This is a genomic window from Streptomyces sp. Ru72 (assembly GCF_002920635.1).
GTDB lineage: Bacteria > Actinomycetota > Actinomycetes > Streptomycetales > Streptomycetaceae > Streptomyces.
In genome coordinates this window covers 34235-52075 of sequence record NZ_PQSR01000053.1, presented here as the reverse complement: position 1 = coordinate 52075, position 17841 = coordinate 34235, and the positions used below count along the sequence as shown (strand labels likewise).

General features: G+C 72.8%; 15 protein-coding genes. 2 read left to right on the top strand and 13 right to left on the bottom strand.

Annotated elements, in window-relative coordinates; translation table 11 throughout:
* From C3488_RS23375 to C3488_RS23350, 6 genes are all read right to left on the bottom strand, one after another.
* A partial coding sequence (locus C3488_RS23375; RefSeq protein WP_181139160.1) for an acylphosphatase occupies positions 1-671 on the bottom strand: 671 nt, incomplete at its 3' end.
* Positions 668-1417 carry a hydrogenase nickel incorporation protein HypB gene (gene hypB, locus C3488_RS23370; RefSeq protein ID WP_103842415.1) on the bottom strand — a complete coding sequence of 250 codons (750 nt, stop codon included), beginning with the start codon at positions 1415-1417 and terminating at the stop codon, positions 668-670. The genes C3488_RS23375 and hypB, both read right to left, overlap by 4 nt.
* Before the next feature lie 3 nt (positions 1418-1420).
* Complete coding sequence (gene hypA, locus C3488_RS23365) at positions 1421-1816, bottom strand: hydrogenase maturation nickel metallochaperone HypA (protein ID WP_103842413.1); 396 nt, start codon at positions 1814-1816, stop codon at positions 1421-1423.
* A gap of 75 nt (positions 1817-1891) precedes the next feature.
* Positions 1892-2434, bottom strand: a complete 543-nt coding sequence (locus C3488_RS23360) for a hydrogenase maturation protease (RefSeq protein WP_103842411.1) — start codon at positions 2432-2434, stop codon at positions 1892-1894.
* Entirely contained in the window at positions 2431-3621 is a 1191-nt protein-coding gene (locus C3488_RS23355; protein WP_103842409.1) for a hypothetical protein, read from the bottom strand. Before C3488_RS23355 ends, C3488_RS23360 begins: the two co-directional genes overlap by 4 nt.
* Entirely contained in the window at positions 3618-5378 is a 1761-nt protein-coding gene (locus C3488_RS23350) for an enoyl-CoA hydratase-related protein (protein WP_103842407.1), read from the bottom strand. Before C3488_RS23350 ends, C3488_RS23355 begins: the two co-directional genes overlap by 4 nt.
* Positions 5379-5598: 220 nt before the next feature.
* On the opposite strand from C3488_RS23350, the gene C3488_RS23345 reads away from it, so the two are divergent.
* Together C3488_RS23345 and C3488_RS23340 are read left to right on the top strand one after the other, a co-directional pair.
* A complete protein-coding gene (locus tag C3488_RS23345; RefSeq protein ID WP_103842405.1) occupies positions 5599-8388 on the top strand; it encodes a SpoIIE family protein phosphatase/ATP-binding protein in 2790 nt (929 codons plus the stop codon).
* A gap of 140 nt (positions 8389-8528) precedes the next feature.
* A complete protein-coding gene (locus C3488_RS23340) occupies positions 8529-9377 on the top strand; it encodes a chitosanase (RefSeq protein WP_103842402.1) in 849 nt (282 codons plus the stop codon).
* A gap of 17 nt (positions 9378-9394) precedes the next feature.
* On the opposite strand, the gene C3488_RS23335 is transcribed toward C3488_RS23340, so the two are convergent.
* The 7 genes from C3488_RS23335 to C3488_RS23305 all read right to left on the bottom strand — a co-directional run bounded on the left by C3488_RS23335 (position 9395) and on the right by C3488_RS23305 (position 17606).
* The gene (locus tag C3488_RS23335; RefSeq protein WP_103842400.1) at positions 9395-11296 is read right to left on the bottom strand and encodes a DUF2264 domain-containing protein; all 1902 of its coding nucleotides are present in this window, start codon (positions 11294-11296) and stop codon (positions 9395-9397) included.
* Positions 11293-12324, bottom strand: coding sequence for a hydroxyacid dehydrogenase (locus C3488_RS23330; RefSeq protein WP_103842398.1), 1032 nt, complete (start codon positions 12322-12324; stop codon positions 11293-11295). Before C3488_RS23330 ends, C3488_RS23335 begins: the two co-directional genes overlap by 4 nt.
* 56 nt (positions 12325-12380) lie before the next feature.
* Positions 12381-13244, bottom strand: coding sequence for a carbohydrate ABC transporter permease (locus C3488_RS23325; RefSeq protein ID WP_103842396.1), 864 nt, complete (start codon positions 13242-13244; stop codon positions 12381-12383).
* Entirely contained in the window at positions 13241-14218 is a 978-nt protein-coding gene (locus C3488_RS23320; protein ID WP_103842394.1) for a carbohydrate ABC transporter permease, read from the bottom strand. The genes C3488_RS23325 and C3488_RS23320 overlap by 4 nt, the downstream gene beginning before the upstream one ends.
* A gap of 26 nt (positions 14219-14244) precedes the next feature.
* Positions 14245-15576, bottom strand: coding sequence for an ABC transporter substrate-binding protein (locus C3488_RS23315; protein WP_103842392.1), 1332 nt, complete (start codon positions 15574-15576; stop codon positions 14245-14247).
* Between the two features lie 112 nt (positions 15577-15688).
* Positions 15689-16780 carry a substrate-binding domain-containing protein gene (locus C3488_RS23310; protein ID WP_103842390.1) on the bottom strand — a complete coding sequence of 364 codons (1092 nt, stop codon included), beginning with the start codon at positions 16778-16780 and terminating at the stop codon, positions 15689-15691.
* Positions 16781-16868: 88 nt separating this feature from the next.
* Positions 16869-17606: an SOS response-associated peptidase gene (locus C3488_RS23305; protein WP_103842388.1), complete on the bottom strand. Its 738-nt coding sequence runs from the start codon at positions 17604-17606 to the stop codon at positions 16869-16871.
* Between the last annotated feature and the right edge of the window lie 235 nt (positions 17607-17841).

Here is a 17841-nt window from a genome sequence, read left to right as displayed (position 1 = left end):
GCCCCGGCGACCGGGTCGCTGTCCATGGCCGGTCGCGGCGGGCCGTCGCCGTACCGGGGGCGGACGAGCAGCCGCAGGCGGGGTCCGCAGGCGGGGCAGGCGACCGGCTGCGCGTGGAAGCGGCGGTCGGCGGGATCGGCGTACTCACGGGCGCAGTCGGGACACATCGGGAAGCCGGCCATGGTGGTCGCCGCCCGGTCGTAGGGCAGGCCGGTGACGATCGTGAACCGGGGACCGCAGTGCGTGCAGGTGATGAAGGGGTGGCGGTGGCGCCGGTCGGCGGGGTCCGCGAGCTCTCGCAGGCACGCGGCGCAGGTGGCGGTGTCGGGCGGGATCAGGGTGCCCGCGGGGCCGTCCGTGCGGGAGGCGAGGATGGTGAACGCGGTGTCGCCGGCGGCGGGCACGTCCTGCTGGTCGACGTGCTCGACGCGGGCCAGCGGTGGGGCGTCCTCGGCGATGCGGTCGCAGAACCGGCCGACGGCGGCGGGCGTCCCCTCGACCTCCACGACGACACCCACCGGGGTGTTCGTCACATGCCCCGACAGGCCGAGGGAGGTGGCGAGGGCGTGGACGTACGGCCGGAAGCCCACGCCCTGCACCACGCCCCGTACGGTGACCCTGCGGCGCAACGGCGCCTGGACGGCGACGGGCGTCGGGGCTGTGGCGCTCACGAGCGGGACTGCGCCAGGGCGCCGGCGCGGTCCGCGTGGTCATGGGTGTGGCCGTGGGCCGGCCTGGCCATGACGGGGGTGTGCAGAGGGGCGCCGTCCGCGGCGGCCAGCGCCCGGTCGAGCAGGGCGCCGGGCCCCAGGTCCCGGCGCGCGGAGGTGAGCAGCACCTCCACACCGGGGTTGACCTGTTCGACGTTCGCGCGGAACGCCGCCAGGTCGAAGGCGACGGCCTCGGCGATGTCGGTCTTGGTGACCACCACCAGGTGGGCGAGGCCGAAGGCGGTGGGGTACTTCAGCGGCTTGTCCTCGCCCTCGGTGACGGAGGCGAGGACGACGCGCAGGGTCTCCCCCAGGTCGTAGGAGGCCGGGCAGACGAGGTTGCCGACGTTCTCCACGAACAGCAGCCGGGTCCCCTCCGGAAGCCATCCCTCGAGGTGGCGGGCGAGCATGTCGGCCTCGAGATGGCACAGCCCGTCGGTGAGGACCTGCTTGACCGGCACGCCCGAACGCGCCAGCCGTGTGGCGTCGTTCTCGGTGGCGAGGTCCGCGGTGAGCGCCGCGACCGGCACGGACCGCTCCCGGGCCAGCACGAGTTCGCGTTCCAGGAGGGCGGTCTTGCCGCTGCCCGGGCTGGACAGCAGATTGACGACGGTGGTGCCGCGGGCCGCGAGTTCCGCGCGCAGCGTGTGCGCGGCCTCGTCGTTCTTGGCGAGTACGGCCTGCTGCAGGTCGACCACTCGGCACATGGTTCAGCGCTCCTCGGGGACGGTTTCGCGGGTGGGTGCGTGCGTCCGGGCGTCCTCCCAGTGCACGCTGACGATCTGCAGTTCGCGGCCCGACAGCAGTTCGATGGCTGCGCCGTCGCACCGCGGGCAGCTCAGCAGGGGCGGCATGCCTACGGCCCATTCGTGCGCGCACGGCTCGCAGCGGGCCCGCCCGGGGACCTCGTCGGTGACGAGTTCGGCGCCCTCCAGCAGGCTTCCGGCGCAGGCCAGTTCGAAGCAGAAGGACAGGGCGTCGGGCACGACACCGGCGAGTTCGCCCACCTGGAGCCGTACCGAACGCACCGCCGTGACGTCACCGGCCCGCTCGGCCGCCTCTTCCACCTGGCCGATCACCGCCAGCGCGATGGACATCTCGTGCATGGGTCTCCGTCCCGGCGAAGGCCGGGTCCCCGCCCCGTGGGGACGGGGACCGCGTGCGCGGCCCGCCGCGAACCATTAGAGGTGAGGCACCCCGGGCCCGTGGACCGGCACGCCGTCGCCGTCCGGCGGCGTACGCCGTTCGCCGCACACCATCTGCTCGATCAGCCGTACGGCCTCGGGGACCGCGGCGGAGACGGGTGGGCTGAGTCCGACGCGCTCCTCCACGGCGGCCGGTTCGCAGCCGACGACCAGCGTGCGGCGCGGCGGTTCGGCTCCGGTTCCGGCGCACAGGGTGCTCAGCAGGGCGAGTACGGCGTCGGGGGTCATCCGGTGGCCGTCGATCGTGGCCACTTCGCGATCGTCGGCGCCCGGGTCGTCGTGCTCGATGACGTACAGGGTGCCGGGGGCCTCGCCGCGCGCGGTGGCGTCCACCAGGATCAGGGTGTCGTAGCCGTCGAGGAGCTGGTAGGCGAGGTGCACTCCGCGCACCCCGATGTCCACCACCTCGACGTGCGCGGGCAGTTCACGCGAGGTGAGCGCGCGGACGGTCTCCACGCCGAAGCCGTCGTCACCGAGGAAGACGTTCCCGATGCCGGCGACGAGGACGGTGCCGCTCATACGTGGTCCTCGAGCGGGGCGACCTCGTCGGGGCGGAAGTAGTGGAAGGTTCCCCGCTCGCGGCGGACGTCGGCTCCCGGGTCGTCGTCCACGGTCACCGCCAGGTGGACCGAGCCGTCCACGTCGTGCCGCACGGCCTCGACGGTGGCGGGGCGGCCCCTCAGGAACACGTCCTGGGCGTCGGTGCGCCGCAGCCCCGGGTTGAGCCGCACCCGGCTGCCGGGACCCACCGGCCGCCCGTTCACCACGACCCGCCCGGCCTCCGGCTCGCCGCCGGGCTCCCTCGCCGGGTCCCGCCACGACGTGTCCGCGGGCGGCACGCCCTGCGCGTCGATCCTCGGGTGGTCCTCCAGGATGACCGGTGAGGACAGCATCACGTCGGCACGGCCGGGTTCACCGGACAGGACGGGCCAGGTGTGCAGATTGCGGCAGGAAGCGATCGCGGCCCGGGCCCACTCGGGGGGATCGCTCATCGACAGGAAGGACCCGGCGCTCAGCCCCATCAGCAGATGGGTGGAGATCAGGGAGTGCGGCAGCGCCGCGCCCCGGTCGGCGCTCTCCCCGGCCTCGGGCGCCCAGACGCTGGTGTTCTCGACCACGGCGGTCAGTCGCAGGACCGGGCAGGGCCCCTCGAGCCGGTGTGCCGACAGCCGCAGCAGACCGCGGATCTCCTCGCCCCGGCGAACCGTACGGCCGGCGACCCGGCCGTCCTCGTCGAGGATCTGCTCGTACTCCTCCCCCGCGCGACGGCCGAAGGCGACGACGACCCCGTCCCCTTCGGTGAGCTCGTCCACGGCGACGACCGCCACGACCCGCTCCTCGGTGCCCTCGTCGCAGGACATCAAGGGCCTTTCACCCAGCCGGAGTTCGGACACCGTCTCGAAGTCGCCACCACCGCATGCCCGTTGCACCGTACGCCGCCGGGCGCGCAGAAAACGCAGCTCCACCGCGAGGGTGGCGCCGGGCCCCGGCTCCATCAGGCATTCGGTGTGCTGGAAGTCGTACTCCTCGCTGCCCGCGCCCCAGGCGGGCGGTACGAGCACCCCGCACTGCCTTCGCAGGCGGGTGCCGGGGGCGGAGGTCCGGTACGGGTGGAGCGGGCAGCCCTCGAAGAGGACGGCGTCCGCCACCTTCCGGGCGAGGGCGAAGCGGGCCTCGGTCTGCGGGGCGAAAGCGGTCACGCTCATGACGCTCCTTCCGGTGGTGCCGCCCAGGGAGTGTGCTCGTCGGCGGGAGTGCCGGACCGGACGGTTTCAACCGTGGTGCGGGGCCCGGTGGCCTGGGCCAGGTGCGGGGGCGTGCACGACGGGTTCTCCTTGCGGACGAAGGCGCGTCTCAATGCGTGGTAAGGGGCGTCCGGGTCGTGGAACACGCGATGCATCGCGGCCAGCTCCCGTTCCCGGAAGGCGGACAGGGGCTCGGTGCTCTCCTGACGCTCCAGCGCCTCCTTCTTCGCCGCGATCCGTGCCCGTGTCCCCGGCAGCGACGCCAGCCGCGCAGCCAGCCGGCCGGTCTCGTCGGAGAAGTCCTGCGGCGAGCACTCGATCACCCGGTCGACGAGCCCGAGGCCGAGGGCGCCGGCGGCGCTCATCGGCAGCGCCTCGCGCATGATGCGGTCGGCCGCGGCGGCACCCACCCGGCGGGGCAACGTGTACGTCCAGTACTCCGAGCCGGTGAGGCCCATCAGCCGGTAGTGCGGGTTCAGTACGCAGCCGGAGCGGCACCACACCTCGTCGGCGGCCAGGGCCAGCATCACGCCGCCCGCCGCCGCGTTGCCCGCGAGTGCGGCGACCACCAGCCGGTCCGTGGTCGTCAGGACCGCCTCCACCAGGTCGTCGATGGCGTTGATGTTCGCCCAGGACTCGGCCGCCGGGTCCTCGGCCGCCTCGATGGCGCCCAGGTGGATCCCGTTGGAGAAGAAGTCACGCTGCCCGCCGAGCACCAGCACCGAGGTGGGGCGCGCGCAGGCCTGGCGGTAGGCGTCCAGCAGCCGCCGGCACTGCGTTGTGCTCATCGCGCCGCCCGGGAAGGAGAACGAGAGCAGGCCGACGCCGCCCTCCTCGCGGTAGCGGATGTCCGTCCAGGTGGGCCACCGCGCGCCCGGGGGCACGGGCAGCTCGGGCAGCTCCGGCAGCCGGTCGCCGAGGGCCTGCACGGCGGGGAGCTTGACCGAGCGCGGCTGCCCGGGGCGGCGCCGCCGCCGCAGCTCGGGGATCCACACGGCGCCGTCGCGTGTCGCCCGGCAGATCGCCCCGGCCCGGGTGGCGAGCAGTTCCCCGGGGGCACCGCGCAGGCCGTTGTCGGGGTGGCCGCCGTGCAGGTACCACTCCTCGCCGAGCAGCAGGTCCAACACGCCGGGCTGCGAGTCGGCGGCGCGCAGTTTGCGCAGGACGGTGTCGGTCGTGTCGGTGTCCCAGTCGATGTGCCGCACGCTCTGGTCGAGATACGGACGGGGCCGCGCCGTGTCCTGCCGCACGGGCGTGTGGGTCCCGGAGGCGAAGCGCTCGACGGCGAGGAGGACGGCGGTGAGGGCCGCGTCGGCGATCTCGCCCCGGTACAGGTCGCTCTTGGACAGCGGCGGGAGGGGGCAGGCGACGGAGGCCCACACGTCACCGGCGTCCATCTCCTCCTCCGCCTGGAGAACCGTCACGCCCCAGCGCTCGGCGCCCTCCTGGACGGCCCAGTCGAGGGAGGACGGCCCCCGGTCGCCGACGGGGCCCGGATGGACGATGAAACACGGGTACGCCGACCACACCTCGCGGGGAACTGCCGTCTTCAGAAGGGGTGCCAGGACCAGTTGGGGGGCGTGCCGCCGTACCGCCTCGGTCAGCGAACCGTCGGGCAGGGCGAGTTCCACCGCGACGGTGTGCCCGCGATCGCGCAGTTCGGCATGGACGCGCTGGGTGAGGCTGTTGAACGCGCTGGCCACGAGCAGAATGTGCACGGCGTACTCCCGGCGGACGACGGTACGGACAGATGTGCCCGGCCGTCTGCGATCGTCTGCCACACCCGTCGGCCGCCCCCGCAGACAGGCGGCAGGTTCACCCGAAAGGCGGGTACCGGGGCCACCACTCGGCGGCGGGCAGGCCACGGGAACCGCACCGGAACCGCCACCGTGTGTGACGCCTCTCGCCTCCCGGGGCGCGGCAGTGTAGACATGGCACATGGTCCGGCTTCCGGGTCGCCCCGGTACCCGTTCGCCCCGTCGTCCCAGCGGTGTGCGCGCACCAGCGCACGACCGCGCTCCAGGGGCGTCCGAGCAGGGACCGGGGCCGGCGGCGCGCAGTTCGCTCGCCCGCCGCGAGCAGGAGGCGGGCCGTTCCCGGTCGGGACTGCGCGCGGCGCTGAGCGGGCGCAGCGTCGCCGGGCAGGTCTTCGTCCTGCAGGTCGTCATCGTGCTGCTGCTGGTCGTCGCGGCCGTGGCGGCGCTGCTGCTGCAGGTGCGGCACGACACCACACAGGAGGCGCGCAACCGCTCCCTCGCCGTGGCCGAGGCGTTCGCCAACGCGCCCGGCACCGTCCAGGCGCTGGGCAGCCCGGACCCCACGGCCGTGCTGCAGCCGCGGGCCGAGGCCGCCCGCAAGGCCACGAACGTCGACTTCATCGTCGTCATGAACACCGACGGGATCCGCTACACCCACCCGAAACCGGACCGTATCGGCAAGAAGTTCGTCGGGAACATCCAGCCGGCGCTGGCCGGGCGCACCGAGATCGAGGAGATCAACGGGACCATCGGGCGGCTGGTGCAGGCTGTGGTGCCCGTCAGGGCGCCCGACGGCAAGGTCGTGGGCCTGGTGGCGGCCGGTGTCACGACGGAACACGTGGGCGGCGCGGCGAACCGGCAGATGCCGCTCGTCCTGGCCGCCGCTGCCGTGGGCCTCGCCCTGGCCACAGCGGGCACCGCACTCGTCAGCAGGCGGCTGCTGCGCCAGACCCACGGCCTGGGGCCGCGGGAGATGACCCGGATGTACGAGCACCACGACGCGGTGCTGCACTCGGTACGGGAAGGCGTGCTGATCCTCGGCGAGGACGGCGACCTGCTGCTCGCCAACGACGAGGCGCACCGCCTGCTCGGCCTGCCCAAGGACGCCGAGCGGCGGCACGTGTCCGAGCTCGGCCTCCCCACGGAGATCGCCGCCCTGCTGGCGTCCGGACGGGTCGCCACCGACGAGGTGCACCTGGTCGGGGACCGGCTGCTGGCCATCAACCAGCGGTCCACCGACGTGGACGGCGGCCCGCCCGGCAGTGTGGCCACGCTCCGCGACTCGACGGAGCTGCGCGCCCTGTCCGGCCGGGCCGAGGTGGCGCGGGAACGCCTCAGCCTGCTCTACGACGCCGGTCTCGGCATCGGCACGAGTCTGGATGTGACGCGTACCGCCGAGGAGCTGACCGAGCTGGCCGTCCCCCGGTTCGCGGACTTCGCCAGTGTGGACCTGTTCGACGCGGTGCTGGACGGCGAGGAGCCCGAGGCGGGGAACGAGCTGCGTCGTGCGGCGTTCAGCGGTGTCCGCAAGGACACTCCCCTGTACTCGGTGGGCGAGCGGATCCAGTGGGTGGAGTCCTCTCCGCAGGCCGAGGGGCTGCGCAGCGCACGGGCCGTGCTCGAACCCCGTCTCGGCGAGGCTCCGGGCTGGCTGGCACAGGACGCGGAGCGGGCGGCTCAGGTGGTGGAGTACGGGATCCACTCGCTGATCACGGTGCCGGTGCGGGCCGGGTCCCTGGTCCTGGGCCTGGTCAACTTCTGGCGCTGCGAGAAGCCGGAGCCCTTCGACGCGGAGGACCTGGCCCTCGCCGAGGAGCTGGTCGCCCGCGCCGCGGTCTCCATCGACAACGCTCGCCGCTTCACCCGCGAGCACAGCATGGCGGTGACGCTGCAACGCAGTCTGCTGCCGCGGACGCTGCCCGAGCAGGGAGCCCTGGACATCGCCTACCGGTACCTTCCGGCGCAGGCCGGAGTGGGCGGTGACTGGTTCGACGTACTGCCGTTGTCCGGTGCCCGGGTGGCGCTGGTGGTGGGCGACGTCGTGGGCCACGGGCTGCACGCCGCGGCCACGATGGGGCGGCTGCGCACCGCGGTGCACAACTTCTCCGCGCTCGACCCGTCGCCCGACGAACTCCTCGCGCTGCTCGACGAGCTCGTCGGCCGCATCGACCAGGACGAGGCGGCCGATCCGGGCAGCGCCCCGATCACGGGCGCGACCTGTCTGTACGCGATCTACGACCCGGTCTCCCGGCGCTGCACGGTCGCGCGGGCCGGCCATCCGCCGCCGGCCGTGATCCGGCCCGACGGGAGTGTGGAGTTCCCCGACGTTCCTGCCGGTCCTCCGCTCGGCCTCGGGGGGCTTCCGTTCGAGACGGCCGACCTGGAGCTGGCGGAGGGCAGCCGGCTGGTGCTGTACACCGACGGACTGGTCGAGGACCGGGACCGGGACATCGACGACGGTCTTGAGCTGCTGCGTGCCGCGCTGGCCGGAGCCGGGCCGTCCCCTGAGGAAACCTGCCTGGCCGTCCTGGAGTCGGAGCTGCCGGACCGGCCGAGCGACGACATCGCCCTGATCGTCGCGCGCACCAGGGCCCTCGCGGCCGAGCGGATGGCCGAGTGGCCGGTGCCGACGGACCCGGCGGCCGTCGGTGAGGTGCGCGCGTCGGTGACCCGACAGCTGGCGCGGTGGGGTCTGGAGGAGCTGACGTTCACCACGGAGCTCGTCCTCAGCGAGCTGGTCACCAACGCGATCCGGTACGGCAGCGCACCCGTGCGCGTCCGCATGCTCTACGACCGCAGCCTGATCTGCGAGGTCTTCGACGGCAGCACCACCTCACCCCATCTGCGGTACGCGGCCATGACGGACGAGGGCGGGCGCGGCCTGTTCCTCGTCGCCCAGCTCACGGAGCGCTGGGGGACCCGCTACACGCCGCGGGGCAAGGTCATCTGGGCGGAACAGCCGCTGCCCTGAGGCGACGTCCCGCCCCTCTCCCCCTCTTTACCAGGAACTTGCCCGCCGCACGGGTGACCGCACGCGCTTCACTCTGATAGGAAACCTTCCTAACAGTGCACGGCCCAAGTACCCACCCCCCACCATCACTTGGAGTCCCTGTGGTGCATCGGAACCATGACGCGGCAGACCCCGCCGGCATCTCGCGTCGCGCGGTCCTCGCTTTCCTGGGCGCCTCGCTGGCGGCCCTCCCGCTTCTCGACGCCCCGAGCGCCTCGGCGGCCGCCGAGGCGGCGAAGGCGGCCGGGCTCGACGACCCCGCGAAGAAGGAGATCGCCATGGAGCTGGTCTCGAGCGCGGAGAACTCCTCCCTCGACTGGAAGGCCCAGTACACGTACATCGAGGACATCGGCGACGGCCGCGGCTACACCGCCGGCATCATCGGATTCTGCTCCGGCACCGGCGACATGCTGGACCTCGTCCAGCTCTACACCGACCGCAAGCCCGGCAACGTCCTCGCCAGGTACCTGCCGGCACTGCGCCGGGTGAACGGCAGCGACTCCCACGACGGACTGGACCCGAACTTCCCCGAGGACTGGCGCAAGGCGGCGCAGGACACGGTGTTCCAGCAGGCCCAGAACGACGAACGCGACCGGGTGTACTTCAACCCGGCCGTCCAGCGGGGCAAGGCGGACGGGCTGGGCGCCCTGGGGCAGTTCACCTACTACGACGCCATCGTGATGCACGGCGACGGGGACGACCCGACGAGCTTCCGCAACATCCGCAAGCGGGCCCTGCGCACGGCGAAGCCGCCGGCGCAGGGCGGCGGCGAGGTCGCCTACCTGAACGCCTTCCTCGACGCACGGGTGTGGGCCATGAAGCAGGAGGCGGCCCACAGCGACACCAGCCGGGTCGACACCGAGCAGCGGGTGTTCCTGCGCGAGGGCAACCTGGACCTCGACCCGCCGCTGGACTGGAAGGTGTACGGCGACAGCTACCACATCGCCTGACGACCCGCCACCATCACTCACTGAAGGAGCGAGACACCGAAAGGCCGGAACCCGACCCGGAACCGCGCCGCGTCGTGGGCCCACCTCACCTCGACGCCGTCGTCGTCGACCCTCACGTCGGCGACCGCCTCCGCCAGGGGCGCCGGGCCGGGTTCCGCGGTGAGACTCGCCAGGCACACATGCACGGTCGTGCCGCCGGCCCGGCCGGTGAGCCGGGGGACCCGGGCCCAGCGCGCGTAGGCGGTGCCGCCGGGCGCGGGGACCGCCTCGGGGCCCTCGTCCCAGCCGCGGAGCCCGTGGAGCGCCGACACAAGGGGCTCGTCCGGGCCGGTGGCCCAGCCGGTGTGGCCGACCCGGGCGCCGTCCGGGGCGCCGATCACGCGGTGGACGCGCAGTTCGTACCGTCCGCGGACCAGCGTGACGCTCTCCACCCGCAGACCGGGCACCATCGGCGGCCCGGAGACGAACACGGGCCGGTGCCACGAGGCGGCCCAGCCCCAGCCGTCGCCGTGGCCCGCCCCCAGGGGGTGGACGCGCCGCCGTACGGTTCCCCGCCCTTCGACCTCGACGGACAGGTGGTTGTCCGGGATGTTCCCGAGGGCCGTGGGCCCGGTGCGGGTGGAGTACGCCTGGCGCCCGTAGTGCGGATCCTCCTCGGCGGCGAACTCGCCCTCGTGGGGCCGCACATGGTCGCTGCCGTGGTTGTGCAGCCGCACGATCCCGTCGGCCCGGGTGGCCTGCACCAGCAGCCCCGGCGCCGGCAGGGCGAGCACCCGGTCGGCCTCCTCGGCCGGCGCGGGCTCCTCCCGGGCCGTCCACAGGGGATGGTCCGCAGGTGCCAGCAGGGACACGAACGCCTTCGACGCCCAGTACGGGGACGCGGGACCCGAGTAGGTCTGCAGGGTCGCCTCGTGCGGGCCGTGCCAGCCGAGGCTCAGCAGTCCGTCGTCGTCCAGTGCGCCGTGCTCCAGGAAGTAGCGCAGGCTGCCGCTCGCCAGGCGCCGGGAGGTGCCCGGGGTCAGCGGGGTGTGCCCGGTGAGGGCACCCAGGCCGACGGCGGCCGACGCGGCGAAGCGGTACGCGAGCGAGCGGCCGAAGTGCACAGGCGCGCCGTCCGCGCCGAACATCAGCGAGAAGCCGTCCAGGTGTTCCCGCAGCCGCGCCCCGTAGCGGGCGGACGACTCCTCGTCCCCGGCGAGGTGGGCGTCGAGCACCGGGTACAGGTGCAGGGCCCAGCCGTTGTAGTGGTCGAAAGCCCGGCCGTCACCGTCCGCGTACCAGCCGTCGCCCCGGTACCACTCCTCCAGCAGGTCCAGCGCCCGCTGCCGTGCCGCGGCCGTCTCCGCGTCGCCGCGGCCGACCGACTCCAGGAACCCGGCGACGGTGTACGGGAAGAGGTACCAGTTGTTGGGCGCCGGCGTGTGGCGCAGCGACCCGCGCAGCCATGCCTCCGCCCGGTCCTGGACGTCCGTGTCGAGGTTCTTCCACAGCCAGGGCGCGGTCAGCCGCAGTCCGAGCGCGACCGACGCGGACTCCACCATCGGCTGGCCCTGCACGTCGTGGTCGAGGATCAGCGGCCAGGACTCGGCGTCGTCGCGGCCGGGGGTGCGGGTACCGGCGGCGAGGCCGCGCGCGTACCGCTCCAGCCAGCCGTGCGGGTCGTCCCCGGCGGCGCCCGCCACCCGGAAGGCGGCGGCGAGGAACGTGCGGGCGTAGCCCTCCAGTCCGTCGGAGCGCACTCCCGAGCGTGAGGGACGCCCGGGCAGGTCGAGCAGGGCGCAGCCCGGAGTGCTCCAGCGCCACGCGGACGCGAGCAGCCCGTCGGCGACGGCCTCCCAGTGGGCCCGCGTGTATCCCGTGTACGGGCTCGACTCGTGGTTCTCAGGGGGGAGTTCGAAGGCGGTGCCGGGGATGCTCATGCCTGGAAGGCCAGCCTTTCGCGTCGTACGGGATGCAGGAAGCCGGCCCCGGAGGCCCACCGCGCGGTCTCCGCGAGGGCGAGGTCGGCGAGGCGGCGCCACTCGTTGCCCTGGGAGCCGGCCAGGTGGGGGGTGATGAGAACGTTGTCGCAGTCCCACAACGGGTGTTCGGGCGGCAGGACTTCGGGCTCGGTGACGTCGACGACGGCCCGGATGCGGCCGGCCACGGCGGCTTCCGTGAGCGCGTCCTGGTCGACGACCGCGCCCCGGGCGGTGTTGATCAGAACGGCGCCGGGACGCATCGACTCGAGCAGTTCGCGGCTGACCAGGCCGCGGGTGGCGGGCAGCAGCGGGGTGTGCACGCTGACGGTGTCGCCGCGGGTGAACAGCTCGTCCAACTCGACCCGTTCCACGCCGAGTTCTGCGGCGTCGGCGTCGGTGACGTACGGGTCGTGCAGGAGGACGTGGAGGTCGTACGGGCGGAGCAGTTCGATGACGCGGCGGCCGGTGAGCGATGCGGACAGGATGCCGATGGTGCGGCGGTGGTTGCCGATGGTGCGGGAGGTGCGCAGCCAGTCGTCGCGGGTGCGCGTGGCGCGGTAGGCGCGGGCGCGTTCCAGGACGTGCTTGCCGGTGAGGAGGATCATCGCGAGGGTGTACTCGGCGACCGGGACGGCGTTGGCGGAGGCGGCGGAGGACACGTCGATGCCGCGCTCCCAGCAGGCGTCGGTGATGTGGCCGCGGACGCTGCCCGCGGTGTGCACGACCGCCCGCAGCCGGGGCGCCGCCGCGAGCGTGACCTCGTCGAGCGGGGGGCAGCCCCAGCCGGTGACCAGCAGGTCGACGTCGGCGAGGACGGCCCGGGCCCGGGGTGTGGTGAAGTCGTCCAGGACGGGCGGCGGGGCGAGATCGCAGAGCGCGGCGAGCGCGTCCAGCGACTCGCGGTCGAGGACGGCGGCGGCGGCCTTCGCGGACATGGCGAGGGCGGCACGGGGGCGGAAGCCGGGTCCTGGCGTCGAGACGGTCATGTCGGTGCGGGAACTCCTGACGGGAGGGGCTGTTCGGGGAACTCCTGCGAGAAGGGCTACTTGACGGCGCCGGCGGTCAGTCCGCCGCGCCAGAAGCGCTGCAGCAGGGCGAAGGCGAGGATCAGCGGGAGGACGGCCAGCAGCGAGCCCATGATCACCACGGGGTAGTACTCGGGTGACACGGAGGCCGAGCTGTTCCAGGTGTACAGGCCCAGGCTGACGGGATACAGGTCCTGGTTCGACAGCATCACCATGGGCAGGAAGAAGTTGTTCCAGATGGCGGTGAGCTGGAAGAGGAACACGGTCACCAGGCCGGGACCGAGCATGCGCAGCGCCACCCTGACGTACGTGGTCAGTTCGCCGGCGCCGTCCATGCGCGCGGCCTCCAGGACCTCGTCGGGCACGTAGCCCTGGCTGAAGATGCGGCCCAGGTAGACGCCGAACGGGTTGAACAGGACCGGGATGAACACCGCCCAGAAGGTGTTGACCAGGCCGGTGCCGGAGGCCATCAGGTACAGCGGCAGCGCGAGGACGGTCTGCGGGACCATCACCGCCGCGAGAACCAGGCCGAACAGCTTCTCCTTGTGCCGGAAGCGGTACTTGTCGAAGGCGTACCCGCAGGCCACGCTGATCAGGGCGCCGAGCGCGGCGCCGACGACCGCGTAGAGCAGGCTGTTGAGGTACCAGCGGCCGTACCGGCCCTCGTCCATGGCGAACAGGTCGTGCAGGTTCGCCAGGAAGGAGAAGTCCTTCAGGGACAGCAGGTCGCTGCCGAACAGCGCGTCCCTGGTCTTCCCCGCGGCGAGGACCAGCCACAGTACGGGCAGCAGGGTGTACAGCACGGACAGCGCGACCACGGCGTTGACGGTGGCCCGGCCGAGCAGCCGATGGCGTGGGAGGGTGGTGCCGGCGGCGCTCATCGGGCCTCCTCGGCGGTCGCGGAGCGGCTGGTGAAGCGGGTGACGCCGTAGGACAGGGCGACGGTGCACAGCAGCAGGACGACCGAGGCGGCCGCCGCCAGGCTGTAGTTGTTGCGGGTGAAGGCCGCGTCGTAGATGTACATGCTCGGCGAGAAGCGAGAGTTGATCATCGGTGAGGACTGGCTGAGCAGCATCGGCTCGGTGAACAGCTGCAGTCCCCAGATGAGGGTGAACATGGCCACCGTCACGATGGAGGCGCGCACCAGGGGCGTCTTGACCTGCAGGGCCGTGCGCACCGGTCCTGCGCCGTCGACGACGGACGCCTCGATCACCTCGCGGGGCACGGCCTGCAGAGCGGCGTAGAAGACGACCATGTTGTAGCCGAGGTTGCTCCACAGGGCGATGTTCACCATGGAGGGCAGCACCGTGTGCAGGCCGAGGAAGTCGATGGTGATGTCGGCCTTGGCGAACAGGGCGATGACGGGGCTGATGCCCGGCGTGTAGAGGTAGAGCCAGATCAGGGCCGCGATGATGCCGGGCACGGCATGCGGCAGGAAGAGCCCGAGCTGGGCCCAGGCGCGCAGGCGTACCACGCCGGAGTCCAGCAGCAGCGCGAGTGCGAGCGCCCCGACGACCATGACGGGGATGTAGACCAGGCAGTACAGGGCGACCGTGCCGAGCCCGGACAGGAAGGTCGGGTCGGTGAGGACGGCAGCGTAGCTGCGCAGCCCGACGAAGACCGTGCGGCCGGGGCCGAAGCCGAGACCGGGATGGTCGTCGCTGTAGAAGCTGAGGTAGACGGCGGTGCCGACGGGGATCAGGAAGACGGTGACGAGCAGGGCGAAGAAGGGCGCCATCAGGGCGGCGCAGGCGGCGAGTCGACGGTGCCCGGCGGCCCTGCGGGTGCGGCCGGCGGTGGCCGGGGCGGCGGTGCGGAGCGTGGTGGCCGGGGCGTGCGGGGTGGTCGCGGTCATGGGGCGTCACCTGCCTTTCGGGCGGCTCAGGTGCTGTGCTGGGTGGTGGACAGGCCCAGGGCCTTCAGGTCGGGCATGGTGCCGTCCTGAGCCGCGCGCACGGCGTCGATGAGGGTGCCCTGGCCGGCGCCGACTCGAGCGAAGGAGTCCTGCATGACCCTCCCGGTGGCGGTCATGCGGGGTCCCCAGACCCAGCCGTCGCGGATCTTGTGGGCCTCCTGCTCGAAGAGTCGGTAGATGTCCTGGCCGCCGTAGTACGACCGGTCGAAGGCGGCGCGTCCCACGGCGACGAGTGCGGAGGCCGCCGGGTACTGGCTGCTGGTGCCGCTGGAGAGGCGGGCGCGCAGCGCGTCCGGGTGGGAGACCTGCCACTCGATGAACTCCATGGCGGCCTCGGGGTGCTTGCTGTCCTTGGTGACGGCGAAGGTGGAGCCGCCGTGCGTGCCGACGTGGGGCCGGCCGGTGTCCCACTGGGGCAGCGGGGCGATCCGCCACCGGCCCTTCTGCGCGGGCCGCGCCTTCATCTGGGCACCGGCGTCCCAGGCGCCGCTCAGCCGGGTGAGGACCAGTCCGTTGCCGATCTGCGCGTCGGACTGCCGGCTTTCGACGGCGTTCATGAACACGACGGCGTCGTCGATCAGCCGCTGCCAGTACGCCGCGACGCGCCGGGTGGGGGCGTCGGCGAGGGAGACGTTCCAGGCGCCGTGGGAGGTGTCGAACCAGTGTGCGCCCGCCTGCCAGGAGTACGCGGCGAACTGCGTGGCCCCGTCGGTGGGGAACAGCACCAGCCGCCGCCCCGGGGCCTTGCGCCTGACGGTGCGGGCCAGGTCCGCGAACTCCTCCCAGGTACGCGGCACGTGGAGTCCGTACTGCTCGAACAGGTCCGCCCGGTAGTGCATGACCATCGGCTCGACGTCGAGCGGGACGCTGAACACCCGCCCCTGAAAGGTGGTCAGGCCGAGGGCTTGCGGGAGCAGTTTGGCGCGCAGGGTGTCGCTGACGAGCGCGGTGATGTCACGGGCGACGCCGTCGATGGCGAAGCCGGGGACTTGTGGGTACTCGATGGTGGCGACGTCGGGTGCGTTGCCGGCCCGGGCGGCGTTGCTGAGTTTGGCGTAGCCGCCCTGTCCTCCGGAGGGGATCTGCTGGAAGTCGACCTGGATGCGGTCGTGCGTGCGATTGAACGCGTCCACCACCTCCTGGCTGCCGCGCAGGGCGGACCAGAAGGTGATGCGGGTGGTCCTGCCGGTGCCGCGCGACGGGGAGCCCGCCGAGCCGCTGCAGGCGCTCACGGCCCCTGTCAGCGGTAGTGCGGCCATCGCGGCGAGCACGGATCGACGGCTCTGTCGACCAGGCATGGCGCCTCCCGTGGCTGCTGGTGTCCGTACGGACACGACCTGTTCGAGACACGGGAATCCTCACGGCCGGACAAGAAACGGTCAAGAGATCGATCAGAAGAAAATGAAACGGTCAAACGCTCATCTCCGCGCGCGGGGGCTCACCGGCGGAGTCGCGGACCCTCAGCGTGGGCAGCAACTCGATGCGCTGCACGGACGGGAGCGCCCCGCCGGCCGAGCCCCCGAGCCGGCGCAGCAGCAGTTCGGCGGCGACGCGGCCCACCTCCCCCTTGGGCGGCGAGACGGCGGTCAGGCGTGGGGTGCCGAGCCCTGCCACCACGTCGTCGTAGGCCACCACCGAGCAGTCCTGGGGGACCCGCACCCCGTTCTCGGCGAGCTGCTGGACGAGCATCAGAGCGTCGACGTCGCCGTGCAGCACGGCCGCGGTGGCCCCCACCTTGCGCAGCAGAGCGGCCAGGTCCGTCGGCGCGCCCTCCCCGGCCGCGGGCGAACTGAGCGCCCAGGCCCACTCCTCGACGAGCGGATGCGCCTCGGCGACCTCACCCAGGGCGGCCCTCAGGGTGCGTGCGGTGGGGCTGTCGTCCCGTGTCGCGAAGACGATCCGCCGGTGCCCGAGCCCCACCAGGTGCTGCACGGCGAGATGGGCGCCGTACCAGTGGTCCGAGCACACCGAGTCCATCGCGTGCAGGGCGCTGCCCTTGCGGGGCCGCCGTTCCATCAGCACCGTCGGCACGCCCAGGTCCGCGAGCCACTCGTGGTCGGCCTCCTCCGCCGCCGGAGTGCGCCACCGCGGCGCGAGGAGAACACCGCGTACACCCTCCGCCAGCGCCCGCTCCACCTGCGGGCGCTCCGCTCCGGGCACCTGCGGCGCGATGTGCAGGGCGATGCGCAGGCCCGCCTCCTCCAGCGCGGTGCGGGCGCCGTGCAGGGTCTCGTAGAGGTACGAATGCCGCTCGGGCACCACCACGGCGACCGTGTCGCCGTCCGCGACAGGGGTGCCCGGCACCTCCTGGGCGGGAAGCGTGGAGCGGACCACCCCGTGACCGCGCCGCAGCTTCCCCTCACGGGTCAGCTCCTCCACGTCCCGGCGGATCGTCACCACGGACACCTGGAGCTCGGCGGCGAGGTCCCGCACCCGCGCAGCACCGCGCGACTGCACCGCGGCCAGGATCCGCCGACGCCTGAGGTCGACCGGCTCACGCATGGGGCCTCCCCGCCCTTGAATGTTCGTTTGAGCGATTCGGGGACCAGCATACGAGCGAATGTGCCGACGGGCGTCGTGCCGTCGGAGCCTACGCCTCGACTCGCTCCAGCAGCTGAGGTCCGTTGTTCCGGACGTCGTTGACGGCCGCGGAGACGGGGCGGGCGTCCAGACGGCCGTCCGCGGGAGGGTCCAGCAGGGCGCGCAGCCGGGCCGGGTCCTGGTGCGCGGGGTCGAGCCAGGCGTCCTGGTGGCCGCGGGCCACGGCAAGCGGCATCCGCGGGTGGACACGGCCCGCGGCGTCGGCGGCCTCCGTGGTGAGGATGGTGCAGGTCGTCCACCAGGCGGAGTCGTCGTCCTCGGGCGCCGACGGGTCGCGCCAGAACTCGTACAGCCCTGCCAGGGCCATGACCTCGCCGTCCTGAGGGGTGATGAAGTACGGCTGTTTGCGGGCCTTTCCCTTGTGCCTGTCGCCGGCCGGCACCTGCTGCCACTCGTAGAAGCCGTCGGCGGGCAGCAGACAGCGCCGTCTGAGGAAGGCCGTGCGGAAGGCGGGCTTCTCGTGCACCGTCTCCATCCGCGCGTTGATCATCCTGGCGCCGATCTTCGGGTCCTTCGCCCAGGAGGGCACCAGGCCCCACCGCAGCGGGCGCAACTGCCGTCGGACGGCTCCCGAGCCGCGAGGGGCGCGTTCGAGAACCGCCCACACGTCGTCCGTCGGAGCGACGTTCCAGCTCGGCGGCAGGTCGTCCCGCTCGTCCCAGTCGGTGACCCTGAACAGTCGTACGAGATCCTGGGGGCCACGGGTGGAGACATATCGACCGCACATACCAAACCACCCCTCTGACCTGGGGAGATACTAGATCATACTGCCTCGGTCCGCACCAGGTCAGGACGGTGCCGGGTCAGCGCCGGATCCGTCGCCTCGACCGGGCGGGCCGCTGGGCACGGCCGTCGTGGCGGTCGGATGCCGGTGCGGGCGGGGAGTTGTCAGTGGGCCCGGCTACGGTGACGGCCGTCTGATCAAGCGATCGATCCGGCCACAGGTCGGTGTCGGCGGAGGA

Excerpts from the sequence above, each read along its gene's own strand:
- C3488_RS23330 (WP_103842398.1), bottom strand. The coding sequence starts at position 12,324 with ATGACCGTCTCGACGCCAGGACCCGGCTTCCGCCCCCGTGCCGCCCTC.
- C3488_RS23360 (WP_103842411.1), bottom strand. The coding sequence starts at position 2,434 with ATGAGCGGCACCGTCCTCGTCGCCGGCATCGGGAACGTCTTCCTCGGT.
- C3488_RS23310 (WP_103842390.1), bottom strand. The coding sequence starts at position 16,780 with ATGCGTGAGCCGGTCGACCTCAGGCGTCGGCGGATCCTGGCCGCGGTG.
- C3488_RS23325 (WP_103842396.1), bottom strand. The coding sequence starts at position 13,244 with ATGAGCGCCGCCGGCACCACCCTCCCACGCCATCGGCTGCTCGGCCGG.
- C3488_RS23320 (WP_103842394.1), bottom strand. The coding sequence starts at position 14,218 with ATGACCGCGACCACCCCGCACGCCCCGGCCACCACGCTCCGCACCGCC.
- C3488_RS23355 (WP_103842409.1), bottom strand. The coding sequence starts at position 3,621 with ATGAGCGTGACCGCTTTCGCCCCGCAGACCGAGGCCCGCTTCGCCCTC.
- C3488_RS23335 (WP_103842400.1), bottom strand. The coding sequence starts at position 11,296 with ATGAGCATCCCCGGCACCGCCTTCGAACTCCCCCCTGAGAACCACGAG.
- hypB (WP_103842415.1), bottom strand. The coding sequence starts at position 1,417 with ATGTGCCGAGTGGTCGACCTGCAGCAGGCCGTACTCGCCAAGAACGAC.
- C3488_RS23345 (WP_103842405.1), top strand. The coding sequence starts at position 5,599 with ATGGTCCGGCTTCCGGGTCGCCCCGGTACCCGTTCGCCCCGTCGTCCC.
- C3488_RS23305 (WP_103842388.1), bottom strand. The coding sequence starts at position 17,606 with ATGTGCGGTCGATATGTCTCCACCCGTGGCCCCCAGGATCTCGTACGA.
- C3488_RS23315 (WP_103842392.1), bottom strand. The coding sequence starts at position 15,576 with ATGCCTGGTCGACAGAGCCGTCGATCCGTGCTCGCCGCGATGGCCGCA.
- hypA (WP_103842413.1), bottom strand. The coding sequence starts at position 1,816 with ATGCACGAGATGTCCATCGCGCTGGCGGTGATCGGCCAGGTGGAAGAG.